This is a genomic window from Streptomyces sp. NBC_00005, from assembly GCF_045160215.1.
GTDB lineage: Bacteria > Actinomycetota > Actinomycetes > Streptomycetales > Streptomycetaceae > Streptomyces.
The window spans coordinates 5,630,235-5,654,713 of record NZ_CP108316.1 but is presented as its reverse complement, the minus strand read 5'-3'; the positions used below and the strand labels follow the sequence as shown (position 1 = coordinate 5,654,713).

The window sequence follows — 24,479 nt, the reverse complement described above, 5'->3', positions numbered from 1 at the left end:
CCCCAACTTGGCCTCAACACGGCGTTATGCGGTGCTTGCGCACAGTGCACATCTCTTGTGATGCTATGACCGCTTTTGACGGGTTCGTTGACCGATTGCGAGGCGGAGTTGACCGTGCCGGCCAGTACTGCGCCTCAAGCACTGCCCATGGAAGCCGTTCCGGCAGCTCCGGCCCCTCCGGCCGCCTCGGTCCCTCCGGCCACCCCGGCGCCTGCAGCCGCCCCGGAAGCCACTCCGCAGCCGCGCAGCCGCGGCGCCGACACCCGGGCCCTCACGCAGGTGCTCTTCGGTGAGCTCAAGGGGCTCCTGCCGGGCACGCCGGAGCACATCCGGGTGCGGGGGGCGCTCATCGAGGCCAACCTCCCGCTCGTGCGCTACGCGGCCGCCCGCTTCCGCTCCCGCAACGAGCCGATGGAGGACGTGATCCAGGTCGGCACCATCGGGCTCATCAACGCGATCGACCGCTTCGACCCGGACCGGGGCGTGCAGTTCCCGACCTTCGCGATGCCGACCGTCGTCGGCGAGATCAAGCGATACTTCCGGGACAACGTCCGCACGGTCCATGTCCCGCGCCGGCTGCACGAGCTGTGGGTACAGGTCAACAGTGCGACCGAGGACCTGACGACCTCCTTCGGACGCACCCCGACGACCTCCGAGATCGCCGAGCGGCTGCGCATCACCGAGGACGAGGTGCTCTCCTGCATCGAGGCCGGGCGGTCGTACCACGCGACCTCCCTGGAGGCCGCCCAGGAGGGCGACGGGCTGCCCGGGCTGCTCGACCGGCTCGGTTACGAGGACCCGGCCCTGGACGGCGTCGAGCACCGGGACCTCGTCCGGCATCTCCTCGTACAACTCCCGGAACGGGAACAGAGAATCCTTCTCCTGCGCTACTACAGCAACCTCACCCAGTCGCAAATCAGTGCGGAACTCGGTGTCTCGCAGATGCATGTGTCGCGGCTACTCGCGCGTAGCTTCCAGCGGCTGCGATCCGCAAACAGGATCGAGGCGTAACCGGTGAGAGCGAATCGCTCACCAGGGCTGTTCCCGACAGGTCTGCGCTGAAAAAGCATCAGACCCCCTTTTTCCAGGGCCGATTCGTATCTCACATGTCGACATGTCACTACAGCGTGTTGCCGACATGTGACATTCTTCCCCAAGCGCGTTTGCCGGGGCTTCGGCTCCGGTATTCAGGTGAAGGCTGAACTCCTCGTCAGGGGAGTCCCGGCCACGACCGTCCCGCGACCCAGAGGGGGTGGCATGTCCGCAGACAAGGGCAGCTCGAAGGTGCTCACGCTCACAAAGAGCGAGTCCGCGCCCGCCGACGCCGTACTCGACGACCTCGTAGCCGTCGAGGCCGCACCGGCCCCGGCCGTTCCGGCCGCTGAGCTCCCGGCTCTGCCGGACTCGGCGAACATCGACACCCGCACCCTGTCCCGCTCCCTTTTCCTGCGGCTCGCCGCACTCGAGGAGAACAGCCCGGAGCGCGCGTACGTCCGGGACACCCTGATCGAGCTCAACCTCCCGCTGGTGCGCTACGCGGCCGCCCGCTTCCGCTCGCGCAACGAGCCGATGGAGGACATCGTCCAGGTCGGCACCATCGGCCTGATCAAGGCGATCGACCGCTTCGACTGCGAACGGGGCGTGGAGTTCCCGACGTTCGCGATGCCGACGGTCGTCGGTGAGATCAAGCGGTTCTTCCGCGACACCTCGTGGTCGGTGCGCGTGCCGCGCCGGCTGCAGGAGCTGCGCCTGGCCCTCACCAAGGCCAGCGACGAGCTCTCCCAGAAGCTGGACCGCTCCCCGACCGTCCCCGAACTCGCTGCCGTGCTGGGCGTGTCCGAGGAGGACGTGGTCGACGGTCTCGCGGTCGGCAACGCGTACACGGCCTCCTCGCTCGACTCCCCGGCCCCCGAGGACGACGGCGGCGAGGGCTCCCTCGCGGACCGCCTCGGCTACGAGGACACCGCCCTGGAGGGCGTCGAGTACCGCGAGTCCCTCAAGCCGCTGCTGGCCAAACTGCCGCCCCGCGAGCGGCAGATCATCATGCTCCGCTTCTTCGCCAACATGACCCAGTCGCAGATCGGCGAGGAGGTCGGCATCTCCCAGATGCACGTCTCCCGCCTGCTGACCCGGACGCTGGCGCAGCTGCGCGAGGGGCTCATCTCCGACTGAGGTCCTTCAGGAGTCGCCCGAGGGTTCCTATTTGACGGAGTGTCAGCCACCATGGCGCGATGCTTCGGACGACGTGGACACATGGCCGTCGAGGCGCCGTGATCGGCGCGTCGGCGGCCGTCGTCTGCCTGGGCGCGGTGCTGGCCGCGTGCGGGGGCGGTGACAGGGGCGGCGGATACGTCGCGGTGGGCCCGGCGGGCGGTACGCCCCGGGTCTCCGGTGCGGCGGTGAAGCCGACCGGGAGTGTGACGCTGGTGCCGCTCGACGGGGATCAGGGGGAGAGCGGGGGCTCCGGCGCGAGCAACTCCCCTGCGGGCGGCGGCGATACGGTCAGCGCCCCGCAGGTCCCGGCGGGTACGGGCAACGGCCCGGCTCCTTCAGCCGAGGGCGCCAAGTCCGGTCGTACGGCCGGGGGTTCGTCGTCCGCGAAGCCAACTCCCAGCCCTGCGGCGCCCGTCGGCCCCGCCGCCCTGGCCTGGGGCGAGCCGGTGCGGAAGGCCACGGACGAGCGGTGGTGCGAGGACGTGACCGTCGCCTTCCGCAACACCGGGGGGACCGCGGTGCGTTCGGGCGAGGTGACCTTCGGGACGCACGTCATCGGCGCGCTGGGTCTCGACTGGGGGACGGTCGAGTCGGCCGTGGCGCTTCCGGCGCCGATCGGGGCCGGGGCGCGCAAGGAGAAGACCTGGACGGTGTGCGTCGACGCCTGGCGCGTGCCGCTCGGCATGCACATCGAGACGCGGGACGTCGCCGTCCAGTGGAAGTAGCGGTACACCCTTACTTCAGCGCGAGCCAGGCGACGGCCGCCACGATCGCGACGGCGACGACGATGCCGACGATCAGACCGATGCGGGGACCCGACTGAGCGGGCGCCTGCTGCTGCCGACGGCCCTGCGGGCCCTCGTCGACGAACGCGCGGAACATCTGGGTGCTGCCTGCGGGGTCGTTGTTGCCCTGGGGGCCCTGGGGGTTAGCCATAGCCCGAGACCCTAGCGAATCGGTGGGTGTGGCCCAAGTGGGGGGCAGCTCGCACGGGTAACCACCCCCACCTGCGTGTTTACGTTCGCAATACTTGCCTTTGCCAAGTTTTTGTACCGTAGCCACCCCATTTTGTTTGCCTTCAGCAACCAACAACTTCTATGGTTGCCCCAAGCAACGAATGTGGGAGGTGTCATGGCCGAGCGGGCGCAGTACGAGGAGCTGATGCGTCAGTTCAGCGCCTTCGGTGCCGTGAAGAGGGAGTTGGGGCGGATTCTGCCGTCCGACTGCCCGAGCGGCAGCGCCGCCGTACTGACCCTTCTCGGCAGCTACGGCGACATGCGGATGAGCCGGCTCGCGGAGCTGCTCTCCGTGGACATGTCGGTCACCAGCCGCCATGTCGCGCACCTCGCCGACCGCGGCCTGATCGACCGCTCCCCCGACCCGGCGGACAAGCGCTCCCGGATCCTGCACCTCACGCCCGCGGGCCTGACCCGCCTCGAGGCACTGTCCGAGCGGACCACACAGCTGCTGACCGAGCGACTGAGCGACTGGAGCGACGAGGAAGTCGCCCAGCTCGCGCGGCTCATGGCGCGGCTGCGGGCCAGTTTCGACGACGGCCGCGGCGTACCGCCCCGGCTCCCGCCCCCCGCACTCGAACTCGAACCGACCACCCGTACACCCGCAAGCACTTAAGAGAAGGAAGCCCATGGCAACGACCACACCAGCCGGTGTGCGGGCTCATGCCAAGCACGGGGGAGGCTCCGCCGAGTACGCCCCGATGACGCACCGGCAGATCATGGAGGCGATCTCCGGGCTGCTGCTCGGCATGTTCGTGGCGATCCTGTCCTCCACGATCGTCACCAACGCCCTCCCGCACATCATCAGCGACCTCGGCGGCGGCCAGTCCGCCTACACCTGGGTCGTCACCGCCGCCCTGCTGTCGATGACCGCGGCCACCCCTCTGTGGGGCAAGCTCGCCGACCTCTACAGCAAGAAGGCGCTCGTCCAGATAGCCCTGGTCATTTATGTGCTGGGGTCTGCGGCCGCCGGGCTCTCGCAGAACGCCGGCATGCTGATCGCCTGCCGTGTCGTCCAGGGCATCGGCGTCGGCGGTCTGTCCGCCCTCGCCCAGATCGTCATGGCCGCGATGATCTCCCCGCGCGAGCGCGGGCGTTACTCCGGCTACCTCGGCGCGACCTTCGCCGTCGCCACCGTCGGCGGCCCGCTGCTCGGCGGTGTCATCACCGACACGTCGTGGCTGGGCTGGCGCTGGTGCTTCTACGTCGGTGTCCCCTTCGCCGTCATCGCGCTGATCGTGCTGCAGAAGACCCTGCACCTGCCGGTCGTGAAGCGGGACGTGAAGGTCGACTGGGGCGGCGCGTTCTTCATCGCCGCCGCCGTCTCGCTGCTGCTGGTCTGGGTCACCTTCGCCGGTGACAAGTACGACTGGATCTCCTGGCAGACGTACGCGATGGTCGGCGGTTCGATCGTCCTCGGCCTGATCTTCGTGCTGGTCGAGTCCAAGGTGCGCGAGCCGATCATCCCGCTGCGCCTGTTCAAGAACCGCACCATCACCCTCGCGTCGCTGGCCTCGCTGTTCGTCGGTGTCGCGATGTTCACCGGCACGGTCTTCTTCAGCCAGTACTTCCAGCTGGCCCGCGACAAGTCGCCGACGATGTCGGGTGTCATGACGATCCCGATGATCGGCGGGCTCTTCGTCTCCTCCACCGTCTCCGGGCAGTTCATCACCCGCACCGGGCGCTGGAAGGCGTGGCTGGTCAGCGGTGGGGTCCTGGTGACCGCCGGACTGGGCCTGCTGGGCACCATCCGGTACGACACGGACTACTGGAAGATGGCCATCTTCATGGCCCTGCTGGGTCTCGGCATCGGCATGATGATGCAGAACCTGGTGCTGTGCACCCAGAACCAGGTCGACCCGAGCGACCTCGGCTCGGCCAGCTCGACGGTCACCTTCTTCCGCTCCCTCGGCGGTGCGGTCGGCGTCTCCGCGCTGGGCGCCGTGATGGCCCACCGGATCACGCACTACGTGTCGGACGGCATCTCCGCCCTCGACCCCAAGTACCAGGCGGCCCTGTCCGGTTCCAGCTCGTCCACCGACACCATCCCGGACCTGAGCAAGCTGCCGGCGCCGATCCGCACCCTCATGGAGAGCGCCTACGGCCACGGCATCGCCGACGTCTTCCTCATCGCCGGCGGCCTCGCGGCCTTCGCTTTCCTGATCACCCTGTTCATCAAGGAGGTCCCGTTGCGGACCAAGGGCGCCCTGGCGCAGGCCGCGAGCGCGGACGAGACGCCGGCTGCGGAGGCCGCTCCGGCCGCCGCCGAGGCTGCGGATCCGGCTGCCGCCGAGAAGGTCCCGAGCTGGGCCGTGTCGGACATCGAGGCCGCCGCCGACGGCACGCAGCGGCTGTCCGCCGTGGCCACCCTCGCCCGGCCCGAGGAGTCGGCCGGTTCCGGCGGCACCCCGGTCCGCGGCTTCGTCCGCGGCAACGAGAGCGCGCCCGTACCGCAGGCCGCCGTCACGCTGATCTCGCTTGCCGGACGGCAGCTGGGCCGGTCGGTCGCGCAGGCCGACGGCTCCTACGCGGTGGACGCGCCGGGCACGGGTTCGTACGTCCTGATCGCTTCCGCCGACGGGTTCCAGCCGCAGGCGTCCACGGTCGTGGTCAACGGTGAGCCGGTGTCGTACGACATCCTGCTCAGCGGCACCAGCGGGCTGAGCGGTGTGGTGCGGTCCGTGGAGACCACGCTGCCCGTCAAGGACGCGATGGTCATCGTGACCGATGTGCGCGGGGATCTGCTGGCCACCCAGGCCACCGGTGAGCAGGGCGAGTTCTCCTTCGCCGAGCTGGTGCCGGGTGCCGTGACCGTCGCGGTGAACGCCGCCGGGTACCGGCCGCGCGCCCTGCCCGTCGAGGTGGGCGGCACCGGAGTCACCCGGATCGAGGTCGACCTCGACTCGGGCGCCCAGCTCCAGGGCGTCGTACGGGCGCCGCACGGGCCGCTGGCCGACGCGCGGGTCACGCTCGTCGACGCGGCGGGCAACGTGGTCGGCACCGCCACCACGGGTACGGACGGGGCGTACGCCTTCACCGACCTGAACAGCGGCGACTACACGGTCATCGCGACGGGCTACGCCCCGGTGGCGACGGCGCTGACGGTGAACGGCCACGGTGTCGACGACCACGACATCGAACTGGCCCACCCGGGCGAGTAGTTCGAACCCCGGCCCGTGGCGGACGGCGTGCGCGCTTCGAGCGGAGGTGCGCGCCCGGCGCCACGGGCCGGTTCCTTTACGACCAATTTGTAGGCTTCTCAAGGCTGTTCAGGCTTTTCTGCAGGGAGAAACGGGATGGGACTGACCGCGAAGATCCGTACGCGGGACGGATGGGCCGTGTCGCACGCGGTCGTCACGGTGACCGACATGACCGGCACCCAGGTGCTGCGCGCGGAGACGGACGCCGAGGGGGCCGTACGGGACACGACCGCGCTCGCGCCGGGGGCGTACACCGTCATCGTCACGGCCGTCGGGTACGCGCCCGTCGCCTCCAGCGCGCTCGTCACCGCGAGCGGACGGGCCGAGCTCGGGGCGGTGACGCTGGCCCGGCAGGGCGGCACGGAGCTGCCGCCGCCCGGACCCTGGACGATCGACCCCGCGCACTCCTCGGTGGGCGCGGTCGCCCAGCACCTGGGGATCTCCAGCGTGCACGGGCGGTTCACCGACTTCGCCGGACGGGTCGAGATCGCCCCGGACGAGGTGGAGAAGTCCCGCGTGGAGGCGGTGATCCGGGCGGCGTCCATCGACACGGGCAACGGCATGCGGGACGACCATCTGCGCTCGCCGGACTTCCTGGACGCCGAGAAGTACCCCGAGATCACCTACCGCTCGACCGGTCTCACGGCGGCGGGGGCGGACCGCTGGACGGTGCACGGGGAGCTGACGCTGCACGGCGTCGTACGGCCGGTGGACCTGGAACTGGCGTACCTCGGCACCGGTTCCGACCCCTGGGGCGGCACCCGGGCCGCGTTCCGGGCGACGACGGAACTGCGCCGCGAGGACTTCGCCATGAACTACAACCAGGTGCTCCAGGCGGGCATCGCCGCGATCGGCACGACGCTGAAGGTGGAGCTGGACATCCAGGCGGTGCAGGGGGAGTCGCTGCCACAGGCGTGAGGGTGGGCACGGCAGGGGCAGGCTGAGAGGCGCCCGTACGCCTAGGCTGGCGCCATGGCACCGAACATCGCGAGCAACACCCGCGTCTCCCTCGACGAGCTGCTGGACTTCGTACGACCCCGCCACCGCGCCATCCTGCTCACGCGCAGGGCCGACGGCGGTCCCCAGGCCTCGCCGCTGACCTGCGGTGTCGACGACGCGGGGCGGATCGTGGTCTCCACCTACCCGGAGCGGGCCAAGACCCGCAACGCCAAGCGGGACGAGCGGGTCGGCCTCGTCGTGCTGAGCAACGACTGGGACGGCCCCTGGGTCCAGATCGACGGCACCGCCGAGGTCATCGACCCGCCGGAGTCCGTCGAGCCGCTGGTGGAGTACTACCGGAACATCGCCGGTGAGCACCCGGACTGGGACGAGTACCGGGCGGCCATGGTCAAGCAGGGCAAGTCGATCATCCGGGTCACGCCCCAGAAGTGGGGTCCGGTGGCGACGGGCGGCTTCCCGGCACGGCTGGTCCCCGGAGAGTAGTCAGCCCCGGGTCACCATCGCCTCGATCCCCGCCACCAGCAGGTCGAGGGCGAAGCCGAAGTCCCGTTCCCACATCTCCTCGACCGTGTCGCCGCCCCGGGCCGCCATGATGTCCTCGGACTCCTTGACGATCTCGGCGGTCTGCGGGGCCTGCGTCACGGTGCTCATGGCGTTCTGGAAGTACTCGTCCGGGGTCATGCCCACGTCCGTGGAGCGGGCGATGAAGTGGCCCTCGATGGTGCCGAAGCCGTACACGAACTGGAAGACGGCGGAGATGGCGGCCGCCAGACCGTGTGTGGGCAGCCCGGTCCGGCGGATGACGCGGTGCACGACGCGGGAGAAGGCCAGGTTGTTCGGGCCGATGTTGAGGAACGTGCCGGCCACCGGGGACAGCCAGGGGTGGCGGACCAGCAGCGAGCGGTACTCCCGGGCCAGCGCGCGCAGTTGGTCGCGCCAGTCCTCGTCCGCGTCCGGGTCGGGCAGGCCCAGCTCGCCCATGACCGCGTCCAGGGCGAGTTCGAGGAGGTCGTCCTTGGTGTCGACGTACCAGTAGACGGACATCGCGGTGACGTTCAGCTCGGCGGCCAGCCGGCGCATGGAGAACTTGGCCAGCCCCTCCGCGTCCAGGAGGCGGACGGTGACCTCGGTGATCCGGTCCCGGTCCAGCCCGGACGGCTGCCCGGCACCGCGGCCTCCCCGACGGACCTTGCCCTCCAGCCACACACTGGTCCGCGCGGCCCGCTCGGCTGCCCTCACCATTGGCGCACCTTCCTAGATCCTCTGAATGCCGGTCATGCTGAGCGCCCCGTGAGAGGCGCGGGGGCGGTGACATTCTGTGACTCCGCAGCGGGGGCGCGACAAGCCACATACCAGCCGCAGCCGCGCGACGAACCGCCCCGCCCGAGCTACTGGGCGACCACCACCTCCGAGTCTGCCCGCTCAGCCCTCCGCAGCAACGCCGCCGCGACCAACCCGCCCAGCAACACGGCCAACGCGCCCACCAACTGACTGCTCTCCAGTCCGGACGAGAACGCGTCCGTGATGCGTCCCCTCTCCTGCGCCGACCCCGCCGACGCCAGCGCCGCGGGCAACGACGACGCCGCCACGGAAATCCCCGCCGCGAAGCGGGAGTTGAGCACCGCCCCCAGCACGGCCACCCCCAGCCCGTTGCCGAACTCGGCCAGCGTCCCGTTGACCCCCGCCCCGACTCCCGCCTTCGCGGGCGGAATCGCGCTCATGATCGCGTGCGCCATGGCCGGGCTGGCGATCGCGCCGCCGGCGCCGATGAGCAGCAGCCCGAGCAGGGTGCCGGCGTAGCCGCCGGAGGTCAGCACGGCGATGGCCACCAGCCCCGCCGACATCAGCAGCATGCCCAGGGCGATCGAGACGGGCGTCCCCAGCTTCGCCATCCATTTCGCCGACACGCCTGTGAAGTTGAGGGCGACGATGGTGAGGGCGAGCGGCGCGGTGCGCAGGCCCGCTTCCAGGGGGCCGTACCCGAGCACGAACTGCAGGTGCTGGGTGAGCAGGAAGAGCGAGCCGCCCATGCCGAAGGTGATGAGCACCGCGCCGGCGACCGCGCCCGTGAACCTGCGGTTCCTGAAGAAGTGCAGGTCGAGCATGGGGTACGGGATCCGGTTCTCCCAGTACGCGAACAGCGACAGGACGATCACCGCGACGGCCGCGCTGAGCAGCACCCGTCCCGAGGTCCAGCCGTGCGACGGGCCCGAGATGATCGCGAAGACCAGCGCGCTCATGCCGATCGTGGAGAGCAGCGCGCCGAGCAGGTCGGGGCGGTCGCCGGAGGGGTTCTTGGACTCGGGGACCAGGGTCACGACCGCCACCAGGCCCAGCGCCGCCACCGGCAGGTTGATCAGGAAGATCGCACCCCACCAGAAGTGGTTCAGCATGAAGCCGCCGAGCAGGGGGCCGATTGCGAAACCCAGGGAGTTGACCGCCGCCCAGATACCGATCGCCTTCGGCTGCTCCTCGGGCGTGAAGATCTGCATCGCCACGGCGAGCGTGGTGGTCATGAGCAGGGCGCCGCCCACGCCCATCCCCGCCCGCGCCGCGATCAGTTGGGGCGTGGAGTCGGCCAGACCCGCGACCAGCGACCCGATGCCGAACAGCGCCAGACCCACCACCAGCATCTTCTTACGGCCGTAGCGGTCGGCCGCGCTGCCCGCGGTGAGCAGCAGACCGGACTGCACGAGCGAGTACGCGTTGATCATCCACTGGATGTCGGAGGTGGCCGCGTGCAGTTCCCGGGTGAGGGAGGGGATCGCCACGTTCAGGACGGTGTTGTCGAGCAGCACGGTGAGCTGCGCGAGACAGATGACACCGAGGATCAGCCAGCGCTGGGGGTGGCCCTGGGGCCGGCTCTGGGGGGACGTCGTCATGCTGTACACCGTAAAGCAGTTCCCATACACCGTACAACGAAGATACGGAGCCATGAAGAAGGGCGGTGACCGTGGTCACCGCCCTTCCCCCGCTCAGCCGGCTGTCAGCTGCTCGCCTTCTGCGTCAGGTCGTAGAAGGTGGACGAACCGACCGTCACCTTCTTGAAGTTCTTCTCGACCCACGACGTGATCTGCGAGGACGTGCCGGTGCTGCTGCCGCCCATGCCGCCGCCGGTGCCGGACGAGATGAAGTAGTGGATCTTGCCCGCCTCCACGTACTTCTTGAACTGCGCCAGCGTCGGGGACGGGTCGGTGCCGTTGAAGCCGCCGATCGCCATCACCGCGTCGCCGGTGGAGAGCTGGTAGCTCGCCGCGTTCTGCGCGCCGATGGCCGCCGCGACCCAGGTGTACTTGGACGAGTCCGTCTCCAGCAGCTTCTTGGCCTGGGACGAGACGCTCGCGCCGTTGAGCAGGCCGCCGACGCCACCGCCGCCGCCCATGCCGCCACCCTCGGAGCTCTGGCCACCGGGCATGCCGCCCTGCTGGTTCTGGCCCTGGCCCTGGGAGTTCCCGTTGCCGTTCTGCTGGTTCTGGCCGGGCATGCCGCCGCCGGGGAAGCCGTTGCCGTTCTGCTGGTTCTGGCCCTGGCCCTGGCTGTTGCCGTTCTGCCCGCCCTGCTGGTTCTGCTGACCCTTCTGGCCGGGCATACCGCCGCCCATGCCACCGCCGCCGCCGGGACCGCCCCGGCCGCCGCCGCCCATCATGCTCGCGCCGGCCGGACCGGCCGTGACGATGGAGCCGGTGTGCGCGCTGTTCACGGTGGACAGGGTGTACGCGGTCGGGCCGGCCAGCGAGGCCAGGATGCCCACGGCCGCCGCCCCGAGGGCGAGTTGACGGTTGATCCGGCCCGCGAAGATCAGGCCGAGGGCGGCGAGCAGGCCGCCGACCAGGACCAGGTACTTCAGCCAGGGCAGGTAGTCCGAGGTCCGGTTGAGGAGCACATAGCCCCAGGCGGCGCTCGCCACGACCGCTGCCGCGAGGGTGAGGGACGCCCAGATCTCCTTCCGCTTCTCCCACAGGAGCGCGGAGCCCATGCCGACCACGGCGGCGATGTAGGGGGCGAGGGCCACCGTGTAGTACTGGTGGAAGATGCCCGCCATGTAGCTGAAGACGACCATGGTCAGCAGCAGCGAGCCGCCCCAGACCAGGAACGAGGCGCGGGTCACGGACGTCCGCCTGTACTTGCGCGTGGCCACCAGGCCCGCGACGAGCAGGATCAGCGCGGCCGGCAGCAGCCAGGAGATCTGGCTGCCGATCTCGGAGTTGAACATCCGGTTCCAGCCGGTCTCGCCCCACATGCCGGTGCCGCCACCACCGCCGCCGCCGCCGACACTGCCGGTCTCGTCGCCGCTCAGGCGGCCGAGGCCGTTGTAGCCGAAGGTCAGCTCGAGGAAGCTGTTGTTCTGCGAACCGCCGATGTACGGGCGGGAGGACGCGGGCCACAGCTCGACGATCGCGACCCACCAGCCGCCGGCGACCACCAGCGCGACCGTCGCCGCGGCCAGCTGCCCGAAGCGCTTCTTCAGCGACACCGGCGCGCAGATCGCGTACACGAACGCCAGCGCCGGAAGGATCAGGAAGGCCTGCAGGGTCTTGCCGAGGAACGCGAAGCCGATCGCGGCACCGGCCCACAGCAGCCACTTGGTACGGCCGTCCTCGACGGCGCGGACCACCATGTAGCAGGCCACCGCCATCAGCAGCGCCAACATCGCGTCCGGGTTGTTGAACCGGAACATCAGCGCCGCGACGGGGGTGAGCGCGAGCACGGCGCCCGCGATCAGGCCGGCCGCGGGGCTGAAGCGGCGGCGCACGGAGACGTAGACGACGGCGACCGTGCCGAGGCCCATGAGGACCTCGGGGCCGAGGATCGTCCACGAGTTCAGGCCGAAGATCCTGGCCGCGATCTCCATCGGCCACATGAAGGCCGAGGGCTTGTCGACGGTGATGGCGTTGCCCGCGTCCAGCGAGCCGAAGAACATCGCCTTCCAGCTCTTGGTGCCGGCCTGGACGGCCGCCGAGTAGAAGGAGTTGGCGTAGCCGGAGGCGCTCAGGTTGTAGAAGTAGAGCGCCGCGGTGGCGAGCAGCAGGCCCCAGAACGCGGGGCGCACCCAGCGGGGGTCCTCGGGGCGGCCGCGCCACAGTCTGCGGACGAAGGGCTGCCGGGGCTCGCCCGACTCGGGAGCCGGGGCGGCCGGCGCCTGCACGGCCGTGTCACTCGCTGTCGGTTGCGGCCCCCAGGAGGAGGGAGCGGATCCCCCCTCGTAGGTCGACTGGTCGTAGTGGGTGGTCATCGGGCGTCCCTCGGATCGGTGTCGGTCGGGCGCACCGGCTGCAGATGCATGGTGGCGTCCTCCCAGCTGCGGTCCGCGACTTCACCGGCGCGGAACGGGTTCGTCTCGTAGTTCTGGTGCACGTTCGGGTACGCCATCGGCCGCTGCGGCAGCGGGGAGTGCTGCTCGTGCGCCTGCGGCTGGTACTGCTGCGGGTACGGGGCCGTGGAGTAGGTCGGCGAGGACGGGGTGTGCGAGGCCACCACCGTGGACGGCTGGTTGTCCTGCCGGTCGGGGAAGACCCAGGCGCGGAAGAGGAGGAAGCGCAGGACCGTCGCCGCGAGGTTGGCGGCGATCAGGACCGCCAGCTCCGTGGAGTGCGCGGGGTCGGACGTCGCCGCGTTCAGGGCGGCGAGCGAACCGCTGGTCAGGGCGAGGCCGATACCGAAGACGACCAGGCCCTGGGCCTGGTGACGGACGGCGCCGCCGCTGCCGCGCACCCCGAAGGTGAGGCGCCGGTTGGCCGCCGTGTTGGCGACCGCGGAGACCAGCAGGGCCAGCGCGTTGGCGACCTGCGAGCCGCCGAACTGCCGGAAGAGGCTGTAGAGCACCAGGTAGAAGAGGGTCGACAGACCGCCGACGACGCAGAACCCGACGAGCTGGCGGGCCAGCCCCTTCGGCACGTCCTGGATCTCGCGGTCCCGCGGGTCGTCGCCGAACGGCCGGGTGATCCGGTCCAGCGGCAGCGACCCGGAGGCCAGGGCCTTGCCCACGCGCCACACCCCCTTGAGGTCCTCGGTCGCCGTCTTCACGATGTGGACCGTGGAGTTCGGGTCGTCGACCCAGTCGACGGGCACTTCGTGGATACGAAGCCCCGCGCGCTCGGCGATGACCAGCATCTCGGTGTCGAAGAACCAGCCGGTGTCCTCGACCATCGGCAGCAGCACCTGGGCGACGTCACGCCGGATCGCCTTGAAGCCGCACTGTGCGTCGGAGAAGCGGGCCTGCAGCGAGCCGCGCAGGATCAGGTTGTACGCCCGGCTGATGAACTCCCGCTTGGGACCGCGTACCACGCGGGAGGAGCGGGCCAGCCGGGAGCCGATCGCCAGGTCCGAGTGGCCGGAGATCAGCGGCGCCACCAGCGGCAGCAGTGCGTTGAGGTCGGTCGACAGGTCCACGTCCATGTAGGCGAGGATCGGCGCCTCCGAAGCGGACCACACCGTCCGCAGGGCGCGACCCCGGCCCTTCTGCTCCAGTCGGAAGTTGGAGACCTCGGGGATCTCCGCCTCCAGCCGCGCAGCCACCTGTGGGGTGGTGTCCGTCGACGCGTTGTCCGCGATCGTGATGCGGAAGGCGTACGGGAAGGTGCGCTTGAGATGGTCGTGCAGTCTCTGCACACACGGCTGGAGGTCCTTCTCCTCGTTGTAGACGGGGATCACTACGTCCAGGACAGGCGTACCGGCGTCGCCGGCCGGGAGGTGCTCCCGCGCCGGCAGGGTGCCGGGAGAAGAGTCGGTTCGCATGACAACGACTCTGGTCAAGCGCCCTGTTGCACCCATGTGGTGGCACTGTGCTGTGCCTGTGAGTGCGATTGCCAATTCGTTTCGGGGGCCGGGCTGGGCAGCTGCGGGGCAAGCGCCGGCAGATGCACGGTGAACACCGTGCGTCCCGGAACGCTGTCCACGGTCACGGCACCGCCGTGTGCGGTCGCGACGGCCTGCACGATCGCCAGCCCCAGTCCGGTCGAACCGGAGGCACGGGAGCGCGAGGAGTCGCCGCGCGCGAACCGCTCGAAGACGTGCGGGAGCAGCTCGGGCGGGATGCCCTGGCCGTTGTCCTCGACGTCCACGCACATCCACGGGCCACGCCGCTGCACGCGCGCGATGATGGTCGTCCCCGGCGGGGTGTGTTTGCGGGCGTTACCGAGCAGGTTGATCAGCACCTGTTGGATCCGGGCCGCGTCCGCGGACACGAGGGCCGGTTCGTCGGGCAGGTCGAGCCGCCAGTTGTGGTCCATGCCGGCCGCGCGGGAGTCACTGATCGTGTCGACGACCAGCGGGATGAGGTCGGTCTGCTCGAACTGCAGCGGCCGTCCGGCATCCAGCCGGGCGAGCAGCAGGAGGTCCTCGACGAGCAGCGTCATCCGGCCCGCCTCGGACTCGATACGGCCGAGGGCGTGCCGGGTGTCGGGGCCGACCTGCTCTCTGCCGCGTCTGGTCAGCTCGGCGTACCCGCGGATGGAGGCCAGGGGCGTCCTCAGCTCGTGGCTTGCGTCCGCGACGAACTGCCGTACCCGCATCTCGCTCTGCTGACGCGAGTGCAGGGCGCCGTGGACGTGGTCCAGCATCCGGTTGAGCGCGGCACCGACCTGGCCGACCTCGGTGTGCGGGTCGGTCTCGGACTCGGGGACCCGCTCGCTGAGGTTCACCTCACCGGTGTGCAGGGGGAGTTCGGAGACACGGGTCGCGGTGGAAGCGACGCGGCGCAGGGGGCGGGTCGCCACACCAACCAGTACGAAGCCCGCGATCCCGGCGGCGACCAGGCCGGCGGCGGTGACGCTGACCTCGACGATGATGAGGGTGTTGATGGTGCTGTCGGTGGCGGCGGTGGGGATGGCGACGTAGTAGGCACCGTTGACACTGGTGACGTACTTGACCTGGTAGGTGCCCAGCCCAGTGACGTCCACCGTGTGGATGCTGCCGTCCTGGGAGGCGGTGTTGAGCGAGGTGCGCGCCGCCTCGCTCAGGTTGTTGGCCAGCATCCCGCTGACGTCGTCGGTGACTTCGTCCGACTTCTCGCCGATCTTGGCGTCAGTGATCTGGCCGTTCTGGACCTTGGCGATGATCGAGCGCTCGGGCTGCGGGCCGTGCTTGACGAACTCACTGAGGTTGAGGGTCTGGGTCTTCTGGCCGGTGGTCTTCTGGCCGGTGGTCTTCTGGTCGGAGTTCTTCTGGCCGGGGTCACCGCCGATCGGCCCCCCGAATCCGGCCGCCCGCCCGGAGACCTCCGTCAACTGGCTGTTCAGCTGGTCGTACAGATGCGACCGCAGCGCCAGCGTCGTCACCGTGCCGATCACCGCACACACGACGGCGATCAGCACCACGGAAGCGACGACGAGCCGCGCCCGCAGGGTGCGCGGCTGTCCCGCTCGTCGCTTCTGCGTACGCGGTCGTCGTCGTCCGCTCATGACGCGGCAGGCTTGATCAGGTAACCGGCCCCACGCCGGGTGTGGATCATCGGCTCCCGGCCGGCGTCGATCTTCCGGCGCAGATACGAGATGTAGAGCTCGACCACATTGGCCTGCCCACCGAAGTCGTACGACCACACACGGTCGAGGATCTGCGCCTTGCTGAGCACGCGCCGCGGGTTGCGCATCAGGAAGCGCAGCAGCTCGAACTCGGTGGCGGTGAGGTGGATGCCCTCTCCGGCCCGCGACACCTCGTGGCTGTCCTCGTCGAGGGTGAGGTCACCGACGACGAGCACGGAGTCGGAGCGGCGGTCGGCGGCACCGGACCTGCGGATCAGCCCACGCAGCCGTGCGACGACCTCTTCGAGGCTGAACGGCTTGGTGACGTAGTCGTCGCCGCCGGCGGTCAGGCCCGCGATCCGGTCCTCGACCGCGTCCTTGGCGGTCAGGAAGAGGACGGGGACGTCCGGGAGTTCGCGGCGCATGCGCCCGAGGACGGTCAGCCCGTCCATGTCCGGCAGCATCATGTCGAGAACGACGGCGTCGGGCCGGAACTCGCGCGCGGTCTGGATGGCACCCGTGCCATCCCCCGCGCTGCGGATCTGCCAGCCCTCGTAGCGAAGGGCCATGGACAGCAGTTCCGTGATCGACAGTTCGTCGTCCACAACGAGCACTCGGACGGGGCTCCCGTCCGGCCTCAGCAGTTCGGTGCGCCCCTGGGGCGAGGTCGTGGTCATGGCAGACACACTGTCGGGATCCTCTGAGAGCACGCTTTCGACAACCTGTGATTTCCCTAAGAAACGCACAGGGACCTCTCAGGGAACCCTTGGGAATCTCTTGCCCACGGTTGCCGCGCCGCTCAGGAGCCCATCCTCCCCGGTCCGTGATGATCACGGCGTAAAGCCGACCTGTGGGGTTTGTGTGACGCGTGGCGGGCGCGGCGGTGCGGACACCCGGCGCCTTCGCCGCCCTCACCACCCTCACAGCCCGAACATCCGCGCCCCATTGTCGTGGCAAACGGCCCGCAGCCAGTCCTCCTCGAACCCCAGCCGCTCCAGGGCGTGCAGCTGGTGGACGTACGGATACGGGATGTTGGGGAAGTCGCTGCCCAGCAGGATCCGGTCGCCGAGGGCGGCCAGCCGGGGCAGTGCCCGGCGCGGGAAGGGCGCGAACCGCTCACTGAAGTCGGTGAACGCCATCGTCGTGTCCAGCCGCACCTCGCCGTACCGCTCGGCCAGGTCGAGGAAGTCCTCGTACTCCGGCATCCCCATGTGCGCGACGACCAGGCGCAGCCGGGGATGCCTGGCCAGCACGCGTGCGATCGGCTCGGGCCCGGTGTGCTTGCCGGGCGCGGGCCCGGAGCCACAGTGGACGACGACCGGAATCCCGGCCTCGGCGAGCACCCCCCACGCGGGGTCGAGCAGCTCGCTCGCCGGGTCGTACGCCCCCACCTGCACATGGGCCTTGAACACGCGGGCGCCTGCCTCGATCGCCTCCCGGACGTAGGCCTCGACTCCCGGCTCCGGGAAGAGGGTGCAGGTGTGCAGACAGTCGGGCGTACGACGGGCGAAGTCGGCCGCCCAGCTGTTGAGCCACTGCGCCATGCCGGGCTTGTGCGGATACAGCATGGCGGTGAAGCCCCGCACGCCGAACTCCCTTATCAGCGCGACCCGTTCCTCTTCCTCCTTCCGGTAGGTGATCGGCCATTCGACGCCGCCGGTCAGCTCGCCGAGCGCGTCGAAGTAGCCCCAGACCTTGTGCAGGACGCGCTCGGGCATGAAGTGCGTGTGCACATCGACGAGCCCCGGCAGCCCGAGCCGCTCCCAGAACCGCCGGACCTCGTCCGTCTCCGTCGTTTCAGTCATGCGCCCTCTCGAACCCTCGGCTGTGCTCGACCCCGGCCGCGTGCCGGACCCGCCTCCTGCCCCCGCCCGCTCCTTCCCCCTCACCGCAGCGGCCCCTGCTCGTCCACATGGAAGGTCGGATCGCCGAGGAACACGTCGGCGGCGACCGGCCCGTAACCGATGTTGAACGTGTCCAGCCAGTACGACCAGTCCTGCATGCCGGCCATGCTGCTGAACCGGTAGTTGAGCTGCCAGCGGACCCACTGCCCCGGGACGAGCCGCACGGCCGGAGGACGCCGGGGTCGCGGAGGCAGCCCGAACAGCGGCTCCACCCGGGGCAGGACCCTCAACCGCCCGTCTCTCTCCCGGAGTTGGACGTCGACATGCCGCACCTCCGCCCGGCCGTCGTACGGCGTGAACCCGTCCCGCTCATGCATCCGCACCGTGTGCGCGTCGGGCCCCGTCCCGTGCGGCAGGGCGAAGCCGACCGGAGCGGCATTCCTCCGCACGGCAGCCTCACCGCCACGGGACTGCTTCGTCCAACTCGTCCTGATCCACTGGACGGTGACGTCCACCGCACCTCCTCGCCTCGAACCCCGACGGAAGAGGGACGTTGGGCGGGACCCGACGGAACACGGACGCTCGGCAGGACCCCAACGGGTCAGAACAACCCGTCCTGCACCCCCGCGGCCTCCCCGAACTCCCGCACCGGGACCGTGAACGCACCCTCGCCCCCGACGGGCACGATCTCCCACCCGGTCATCAGCCTCGTGTCGAGCACGAAGACCCCGCGCCCGGTCAGCAGATGCAGGTCCGGCCCGGCGGCCGCCACCAGCTCGCCGCCGACCGAGCCGCCGGCGACCAGCTCGCGCACCTCACCACCGGCGGACGGCAGCCCGTCGAGCCCGAACACCCCGACATGATCGACGACTTGGCACGGCTCCCGCTGCAAGGACTCCGGCCAGCCAACCAGCCCCACGGCCCGCGCATGCAGCGCCTCGACCTCGGCCGCACGCTCCGCCTGCGACGCCGGCAGCCCGGACCGCACCGCCCGCTTCTCGGCGTACGGAATCCGGTCCGGCACCTGGAGCGCGGCGCGCAGCAGCTCCTCGGTGCGCCGGGCGGCCATCAGCGGTCCCAGGCCCAGCCAGCTGAAGCACACGGCGCCCTGCTCAAGCAGCCGCGCGGAGCCCCGTTCCTCGGCGGTGATCCCGACCTTGAGCATGCCGGGCCCGAACCACGCCAGATATACGTGGTACGGCCGCGGGTCGTCCGCGATGGTGTCGGCGGCCACGGAGTGCGCCCGGTCCAGCCGCGCACACTCCTCGCACCGCGCCCCCGTACTCCGCCCCGACACGACCGCCCGCACCGGACACGCATGCCCCCGCGCTCCCACACACGTCCGCACACCCCCGTCCGCGACCCCGAAGGCCACTCGCTTCCCCCAGGTCAGCGCGCTGCGCCGCCCGCCGTCCCACGCCAGCACGGGACCGTCCGCCGACCATCGCAGCCCCGAGCACTTCCATGCCTGTGCCATTGCCTTCGAGAGTAGAGGGCGGCACTGACAACCGGGTCCCGCGCGGGTGGTGCGCCCAGGTCAGCGGCCGGTTTCACCTGCTGCGGCGGGCTCCGGCTCCCCGCCGCGGGCCGCGACCACGACGCCGTACGCCTCCGCCGTACGCTCCACCCCTCGCCCGCGCCCGGCCAGCCGGCACCCGACACACCCGGCATGCCCGTCCCGCGCCGCAAGGTCCCGCACCCGCCACCCCCACTGCTCCCTGGGCCGCCGCCCCGGCGGCTTGCCCCAACCGGTCAGGTGCAGCGCCCAGGTGACCAGGACGCTCACGACCACGATCGCGAGCCCTCCGGCCAGCGTGGTCACCGACGCCGTACACACTCCAAGCCCCAGCACCACGGCCCCCGCGGTCGCGACCACGAAACCGGTCCAGCCTGCGACCGTGTGCCCCTCGTCATACTGGTGTGCGCTCACGTGCCCGCCTCCCCAAAGGACGACCGGGATCCAGGAACCTGAAGCCCGGATCCCTCACCACGTAAGAAATTTAGCCTATAAACCTCTCACGATCTAAGGGAATTAGGGAATCCGGAATGCAAGCCAAGCCGCGCCCGACCGCCACCCCGGCCCAGGCGCTGTCGGCAATGGACCACCTCATCGCGACCAGCCTGATCGGCCAGCAGGAGATGGCCCAGCAAATCGGCCTGAACGTCACCGACCTGACCTGCTTCGCCTACGTCATCGAGGCCGGCGAGAACCTGCTCACCGCCGGCGACCTGGCAGCCCGCGCCCACGTCACGACGGGCGCGGTGACCGGAATCCTCAACCGCCTGGAACGCGCGGGCTACGTCACCCGCCGCCCCGACCCGACCGACCGCCGCCGCGTCCGCGTGGCGGCGCTTCCGGACGCGGAGGCCCGCGTCCGCGAGGTCTACGAGCCGTACTACGCCCGCCTGAACGAACTCTTCGCCGACTACTCCCCCGACGAAATCGCCGTCCTGACCGACTGGTTCACGCGGGCGAGCGCACTGGCCGCGGACTATCTGGAGGAGCACTGCCGGACCGACTGACGGCGCCGTCGAGGGAGGGGAGGGGGGAGGACAACCCCCTTCGGGGTACAGCCACCTGCACCCTCCATCCGGTAGTCCGCTTCATGGCGGCGACAGGGAGGTGGCGGCATCGTAGAAGCCAACGGATCCCACAGCTCCAGCCGCTCTCCGAAGGGAACTCCCATGAAGCCGCTGCATTCCTCCCAGCCGAGCACCACCATGGGCAACCAGGCCAAGGTCCCTCACGAGAGCGAACTCGCCCCTCTCCTCACCGCCTGGGACCTGGCCCACCCGGACCTCTCCGACCCCGAGTGGCGACACGTCCTGGACGAGATCGCGCACCCCAGCACCACGCAGGCGTTCCACCGCCTGGCCGAGGCGGCAGCTTGAACTCGTACGTCCGGTCGGGCCCCGCCCCGGCCGACTTGAACCAACGCAGCAGCCCTCACGCAAGAGGCCCCGGGAGGATCCCCCGGGGCCTCTCGTCCGTGCGCACTCGGCAGGGCGCGTAACTGCAGCCGCTTGTCCAGGTAGCTCCCGGAACCGGCAAAAGTCACAGGACGATCACCTACCTCACAGATCCTTCACATGCCAACGCGCCCGGCACTACGGTCATTTCCTCCGAAACACCAGGGGGACGCCATGACCAACCCGTACACCGCACCCATACCGCCGACGCCGCGCCCGCCCGACACCCGGCCCCTGCGCAGACGCCCTCGCGTGTGGTTCGGCGGCGCCGGACTCTTCATCGCGGGTGTGGTCATCGCGGCCACCGGGAGCAGCGGACAGCAGCCCGTCGAGGCCAAGGTCAAGCCCGCGACGACCATCACCTCGACCGTGACGGCCACGCCCGAGCCGGGTCCGACCGTCACCGAGACCGTCAAGGCCAAGGCCACGCCCCGCCCCACGGTCACCGTCACCAAGACAGCCGCCGCCAAGGCCGCCCACACCCAGAGCGGCAGCCAGAGCAGCGGCGGGGACAGCACCGGCACGTGCTCGATCGTCTCCAACGCGGGCAACTGCTATGCGGCGGGACAGTTCTGCCGGAACAGCGACCACGGGTCCGTCACGACCACCGCGAGCGGCGCGACGATCAAGTGCGCCTACAGCTCGAACTCGTGGCGCTGGACCTACGCCTGACGGAACGACGCAAGAAGCGAGTGCCTGTGTAGGCCGGTTGAGCACCCGGAGCCACGGATGGCAGCCCCGGAGAGCGCGGCGGGACATATCGGATTAGCCTCCGAGTTGAGCGCAAAGTGGATCTTTCAATGGTGCGCTCTTGTCGACTCAAGGAGGAGTAATGCGCAAGCTTCCCAAGGCTGCTGTTGCAGCCGCGATCCTCGGTATCTTCAGCCTCATAGGCACCGGCACGGCGAGCGCCCAGAGCGTGGAAGTCGTCCATGGCGGTGGTGGCGGATGCAAGTCCCACGACATGAACATCGACATCCTTGGCCAGGTCGGCATCCTCAACGGCCTGGGCGGCAACCTGCTGAACGGCGAGGGCAACCCGGGCGCGCAGGTCGCTCCCGTCGGTTCCCAAATGGGCTGCAATCACGGCGGCGGTTGGTAGCAACCGGCAATCGCTTCAAGCAGCTCACGTAACGAACCGGGGCGCGGCGCCCGGGCCTTCACAGGCCCGGGCGCCGCGCCCTGCGTCCGCCCACGGGCGTTGCTGGACGGATGGGATGCATGGACGGACTCAGACATGCAGGGTGGGCCGGTAGACGAGCTCCTGGATGTCGCCGTCGAGCGTCCGGTGCTCGATCAGTTCGAGGTCGAAGTCGGCCGCACCCTGGAAGATCGGGGCCAGCCCGGTCTGACCGGTGATCACAGGGAAGAGCGTCACCTGGACGCGGTCGACCAGACCGGCGGCCATCAGCGCCCGGTTCATCGCCAGACTGCCGTGCGAGCGCAACGGCACCTCGGACTCCTCCTTGAGCCGAGCGACGACGTCGACGGCGTCCCCGCTCGCGACGTTCGCATCCGGCCAGTCGAGGGGCCCTTCCAGAGTGGTCGACACCACCGTCGCCGGCAGGCTCCTCATCCGCGTGACCCATGGATCGCGCACCTCGGACCCCTCGGTGCTCGAGGCCAACATCCGCGCGAACGCCCGATAGGTGTTGGCCCCGAAGACCATCCGCTGTTTCTCGCCGTACTGGTCGAGGCGGTGGTCGAGGAACTCGGGGCCCTGCTTGCCCCAGTAGCCGGTCCAGTTGCCGCTGGCGGCGCCGAAGCCATCGAGGCTGGAAAAGACATCGAACGTGTACATAGCGGTCATGATGCTCTCCTCGAGTGCGGTCGATCGCGTCCTGGAGATACAGACCGGCAACCACGGCGAGACTCATCGCCCTTGGACGTCACTCCTGCCGCTGAACATCACAGGCGAACCCTCCTCCTCGATGGACTCGGAAATCGAACACATGATTGAATTTCTGCATGCGACCGTTTCCCGCCGACCTCGCCCAGGCGCAGCAGGAGTGGAGCGCCACCTACCGGCAGCTTGCGCAGCAGCCCGGCCGTACCGAGTTGCGCCGACATCTGCACCGGCTGTGGACTCAGCTGTTCTTCCACCCCTACTGGCGGCAACGGCGACCAGGCGCCGCGGAGTGGTGGGAACTGCGTGCCCTGGGACGGTCGGACCGGGACGTGAGCTGAGTGGCTCCGCCCCCGGATCCACCCGCGGTTCAACGCGACGCGCTCTGCCGTCCGGAAACGGAGCTGAAGGGTCCTCGAATGACGCAGTGGAATGCGGGACCGTGCGACCCGGACGATCCTGAAGACATGTCCGGACCGATTCGCGTGACCGTGCATCCGCCGTCTCCCACGGGCGGCCGGCGCGTCCGCGTGGACGGCGAGATCCTCGGCCTGGCCCACAACGCGGCCGATCTGGCGGAGTTCCTCCGCCGAGCCGGCCTGGAGATCGACCCGGCCGAGGTCGCGACGGCGCCGTGGATCGACTGGCGCGGAGTGGGACCGGACCACTGGAACCCGGAACCAAGCAGCTGACGCCCTCCCGGCCGGGAGGGGGCCTTGGGCCAAGGTGCTTTCCAACTGGGTTGGTGGGGCGAGCCAGTTGTGGAGATCCGAGACATCCGGTGCCCCGGCGCTCAGGCCTCGGCCGACCGATCAAAACGCAAGAGGCCCCGCATCTCTGCGGGGCCTCTCACCTGTGTGCACTCGGCAGGATTCGAACCTGCAACCTTCTGATCCGTAGTCAGATGCTCTATCCGTTAAGCTACGAGTGCTTGTTTTGTTTTCCCGCCGATCCTGGTCCTTTCGGCCCGCTCGCGGCGACAGGAAGAACATTACATGACTGCCGCCGCCATGTGAAATCCGTTTGCCATACCCCTTGTGAGCTGCGGAAATGGCCCTTCAGGGGGTCTGTCAGCGGTCGTGAGAACTACGAAGCCCCGGTCGGGTGGACCGGGGCTTCGGTGATCATGCGCGGAGGCGGAGGGATTTGAACCCTCGATGGGCTTTGAGGCCCAAACCGCATTAGCAGTGCGGCGCCATAGACCGGACTAGGCGACGCCTCCCGCACAGCCGCCCGCGCGAGCGCGAGTGGTGCGTGCAGATGATGACACAGTCGAGCGCGGTGTCACCAATCGACTCCCACGGTACTAGGCAGGCAGGCCACAGGGCAAAATCCTTTGCCGCCGGTGGGGCGGGGCGCGCAACGTCCTGGAGGGCGGGGCGTTAGTCAGGTCATGTTGCAGCTCGCTCGGTTTCTGGTCGTCGCCGCCTCCGCCGCCGCCTCCTCCGTCGTGCCCGCCGTCGCCCACGCCGGCGTCGCCCACCCCGCCGTCGCGCCGCCGCCCGTGCAGGACGAGGACCGGGCCGGCGACCACCTCACCGTCACGGTCCGGCACGCAGGGGACGGTACGGACGGGACGTTTCAGCTCTACTGCCATCCCGGGGGCGGCACCCACCCCGATGTCAGTGGCGCGTGCGAGGCTCTCGATCACGGCACCTCGTGGGGCAGGGACACCTTCGCGCCCGCGCCCGAAGGCAGCCTCTGCACCATGCAGTACGGCGGGCCCGCCACCGCGCATGTCACCGGGACCTGGGCCGGGCGGCCCGTCGACGCGTCGTACGACCGCAGCGACGGGTGTCAGATCGGCCGTTGGAACCGGCTCGTGCCGTTGCTGCCCGATCTGCGGCCGCACGGACGACCGTAAGGAGAGTGAGGAGTGAGGGCGAGCGGCCTCGAGGACAGCTCGGGCACAGGGTTCTCCCGGGGGAAACCCAGGTGTCCGTAAAAGTCCCGCGAAGGTCTCGCGGAGC

Annotated in this window: 26 protein-coding genes and 2 tRNA genes; 14 read left to right on the top strand and 14 right to left on the bottom strand. The window is 69.8% G+C overall.

The features are described 5' to 3' along the window. Positions 1-147: 147 nt before the first annotated feature. The 3 genes from OG303_RS25960 to OG303_RS25950 all read left to right on the top strand — a co-directional run bounded on the left by OG303_RS25960 (position 148) and on the right by OG303_RS25950 (position 2,939). Positions 148-1,011, top strand: a complete 864-nt coding sequence (locus OG303_RS25960; protein WP_405871272.1) for an RNA polymerase sigma factor SigF — start codon at positions 148-150, stop codon at positions 1,009-1,011. Between the two features lie 246 nt (positions 1,012-1,257). Next, positions 1,258-2,172 carry an RNA polymerase sigma factor SigF gene (locus OG303_RS25955; protein ID WP_405871271.1) on the top strand — a complete coding sequence of 305 codons (915 nt, stop codon included), beginning with the start codon at positions 1,258-1,260 and terminating at the stop codon, positions 2,170-2,172. 59 nt (positions 2,173-2,231) lie between these two features. Then, positions 2,232-2,939 (top strand): hypothetical protein, encoded by a 708-nt coding sequence (locus tag OG303_RS25950; RefSeq protein WP_405871270.1) that lies wholly within the window; start codon positions 2,232-2,234, stop codon positions 2,937-2,939. Between the two features lie 10 nt (positions 2,940-2,949). Here the strand turns inward: OG303_RS25950 and OG303_RS25945 are convergent, their stop codons facing one another. Beyond that, a complete protein-coding gene (locus OG303_RS25945) occupies positions 2,950-3,150 on the bottom strand; it encodes a hypothetical protein (RefSeq protein WP_405871269.1) in 201 nt (66 codons plus the stop codon). 195 nt (positions 3,151-3,345) lie between these two features. Between OG303_RS25945 and OG303_RS25940 the strand changes: the two genes are divergently transcribed. From OG303_RS25940 to OG303_RS25925, 4 genes are all read left to right on the top strand, one after another. Continuing rightward, positions 3,346-3,846 (top strand): MarR family winged helix-turn-helix transcriptional regulator, encoded by a 501-nt coding sequence (locus OG303_RS25940; RefSeq protein WP_405871268.1) that lies wholly within the window; start codon positions 3,346-3,348, stop codon positions 3,844-3,846. Between the two features lie 13 nt (positions 3,847-3,859). Then, the gene (locus tag OG303_RS25935) at positions 3,860-6,391 is read left to right on the top strand and encodes an MFS transporter (protein WP_405871267.1); all 2,532 of its coding nucleotides are present in this window, start codon (positions 3,860-3,862) and stop codon (positions 6,389-6,391) included. A gap of 135 nt (positions 6,392-6,526) precedes the next feature. Beyond that, positions 6,527-7,348: a YceI family protein gene (locus OG303_RS25930; protein ID WP_405871266.1), complete on the top strand. Its 822-nt coding sequence runs from the start codon at positions 6,527-6,529 to the stop codon at positions 7,346-7,348. Between the two features lie 54 nt (positions 7,349-7,402). Continuing rightward, entirely contained in the window at positions 7,403-7,873 is a 471-nt protein-coding gene (locus OG303_RS25925; protein WP_405871265.1) for a PPOX class F420-dependent oxidoreductase, read from the top strand. Here the strand turns inward: OG303_RS25925 and OG303_RS25920 are convergent, their stop codons facing one another. From OG303_RS25920 to OG303_RS25875, 10 genes are all read right to left on the bottom strand, one after another. Next, complete coding sequence (locus OG303_RS25920) at positions 7,874-8,632, bottom strand: TetR/AcrR family transcriptional regulator (RefSeq protein ID WP_405871263.1); 759 nt, start codon at positions 8,630-8,632, stop codon at positions 7,874-7,876. It abuts the gene before it with no gap. Between the two features lie 146 nt (positions 8,633-8,778). Then, on the bottom strand, positions 8,779-10,272 hold the full coding sequence (locus OG303_RS25915) for an MFS transporter (protein ID WP_405871261.1): 1,494 nt from the start codon (positions 10,270-10,272) through the stop codon (positions 8,779-8,781). A 104-nt stretch (positions 10,273-10,376) separates the two neighbouring features. After that, positions 10,377-12,623, bottom strand: a complete 2,247-nt coding sequence (locus OG303_RS25910; protein WP_405871260.1) for an ArnT family glycosyltransferase — start codon at positions 12,621-12,623, stop codon at positions 10,377-10,379. Beyond that, the gene (locus tag OG303_RS25905) at positions 12,620-14,125 is read right to left on the bottom strand and encodes a glycosyltransferase (RefSeq protein ID WP_405871259.1); all 1,506 of its coding nucleotides are present in this window, start codon (positions 14,123-14,125) and stop codon (positions 12,620-12,622) included. Before OG303_RS25905 ends, OG303_RS25910 begins: the two co-directional genes overlap by 4 nt. A 14-nt stretch (positions 14,126-14,139) precedes the next feature. Continuing rightward, the gene (locus OG303_RS25900; protein ID WP_405871258.1) at positions 14,140-15,789 is read right to left on the bottom strand and encodes an ATP-binding protein; all 1,650 of its coding nucleotides are present in this window, start codon (positions 15,787-15,789) and stop codon (positions 14,140-14,142) included. Continuing rightward, a complete protein-coding gene (locus OG303_RS25895; RefSeq protein ID WP_019054929.1) occupies positions 15,786-16,526 on the bottom strand; it encodes a response regulator transcription factor in 741 nt (246 codons plus the stop codon). Before OG303_RS25895 ends, OG303_RS25900 begins: the two co-directional genes overlap by 4 nt. 243 nt (positions 16,527-16,769) lie before the next feature. Further along, complete coding sequence (locus OG303_RS25890) at positions 16,770-17,654, bottom strand: amidohydrolase family protein (protein WP_405871257.1); 885 nt, start codon at positions 17,652-17,654, stop codon at positions 16,770-16,772. Between the two features lie 80 nt (positions 17,655-17,734). Then, complete coding sequence (locus OG303_RS25885) at positions 17,735-18,208, bottom strand: hypothetical protein (RefSeq protein ID WP_405871256.1); 474 nt, start codon at positions 18,206-18,208, stop codon at positions 17,735-17,737. A gap of 86 nt (positions 18,209-18,294) precedes the next feature. Next, entirely contained in the window at positions 18,295-19,170 is an 876-nt protein-coding gene (locus tag OG303_RS25880; protein WP_405871255.1) for a DUF2797 domain-containing protein, read from the bottom strand. A 60-nt stretch (positions 19,171-19,230) separates the two neighbouring features. Next, the gene (locus OG303_RS25875; protein WP_405871254.1) at positions 19,231-19,623 is read right to left on the bottom strand and encodes an HGxxPAAW family protein; all 393 of its coding nucleotides are present in this window, start codon (positions 19,621-19,623) and stop codon (positions 19,231-19,233) included. A gap of 116 nt (positions 19,624-19,739) precedes the next feature. Here OG303_RS25875 and OG303_RS25870 point away from each other — a divergent pair, with 116 nt between their 5' ends. The 4 genes from OG303_RS25870 (at position 19,740) to OG303_RS25855 (ending at position 21,765) form a co-directional block, all read left to right on the top strand. Then, positions 19,740-20,216, top strand: a complete 477-nt coding sequence (locus tag OG303_RS25870) for a MarR family winged helix-turn-helix transcriptional regulator (RefSeq protein ID WP_405871252.1) — start codon at positions 19,740-19,742, stop codon at positions 20,214-20,216. A gap of 162 nt (positions 20,217-20,378) precedes the next feature. Then, positions 20,379-20,585 carry a hypothetical protein gene (locus OG303_RS25865; RefSeq protein WP_405871251.1) on the top strand — a complete coding sequence of 69 codons (207 nt, stop codon included), beginning with the start codon at positions 20,379-20,381 and terminating at the stop codon, positions 20,583-20,585. A gap of 252 nt (positions 20,586-20,837) precedes the next feature. Then, positions 20,838-21,335: a hypothetical protein gene (locus tag OG303_RS25860; protein ID WP_405871249.1), complete on the top strand. Its 498-nt coding sequence runs from the start codon at positions 20,838-20,840 to the stop codon at positions 21,333-21,335. Positions 21,336-21,495: 160 nt separating this feature from the next. Beyond that, complete coding sequence (locus tag OG303_RS25855) at positions 21,496-21,765, top strand: hypothetical protein (protein WP_405871248.1); 270 nt, start codon at positions 21,496-21,498, stop codon at positions 21,763-21,765. A gap of 129 nt (positions 21,766-21,894) precedes the next feature. Here the strand turns inward: OG303_RS25855 and OG303_RS25850 are convergent, their stop codons facing one another. Next, positions 21,895-22,473 carry a dihydrofolate reductase family protein gene (locus OG303_RS25850; RefSeq protein ID WP_405871247.1) on the bottom strand — a complete coding sequence of 193 codons (579 nt, stop codon included), beginning with the start codon at positions 22,471-22,473 and terminating at the stop codon, positions 21,895-21,897. A 158-nt stretch (positions 22,474-22,631) separates the two neighbouring features. Between OG303_RS25850 and OG303_RS25845 the strand changes: the two genes are divergently transcribed. Together OG303_RS25845 and OG303_RS25840 are read left to right on the top strand one after the other, a co-directional pair. After that, on the top strand, positions 22,632-22,850 hold the full coding sequence (locus OG303_RS25845; RefSeq protein ID WP_405871245.1) for a hypothetical protein: 219 nt from the start codon (positions 22,632-22,634) through the stop codon (positions 22,848-22,850). A gap of 126 nt (positions 22,851-22,976) precedes the next feature. Next, the gene (locus OG303_RS25840; RefSeq protein WP_405871244.1) at positions 22,977-23,201 is read left to right on the top strand and encodes a hypothetical protein; all 225 of its coding nucleotides are present in this window, start codon (positions 22,977-22,979) and stop codon (positions 23,199-23,201) included. Between the two features lie 166 nt (positions 23,202-23,367). Here the strand turns inward: OG303_RS25840 and OG303_RS25835 are convergent. Continuing rightward, a tRNA-Arg gene (locus tag OG303_RS25835) sits at positions 23,368-23,440 on the bottom strand. 200 nt (positions 23,441-23,640) lie between these two features. Continuing rightward, positions 23,641-23,731 (bottom strand) — tRNA-Ser (locus OG303_RS25830). Positions 23,732-23,902: 171 nt separating this feature from the next. Here OG303_RS25830 and OG303_RS25825 point away from each other — a divergent pair. Further along, a complete protein-coding gene (locus OG303_RS25825; RefSeq protein WP_405871242.1) occupies positions 23,903-24,373 on the top strand; it encodes an SSI family serine proteinase inhibitor in 471 nt (156 codons plus the stop codon). Positions 24,374-24,479: the final 106 nt, after the last annotated feature.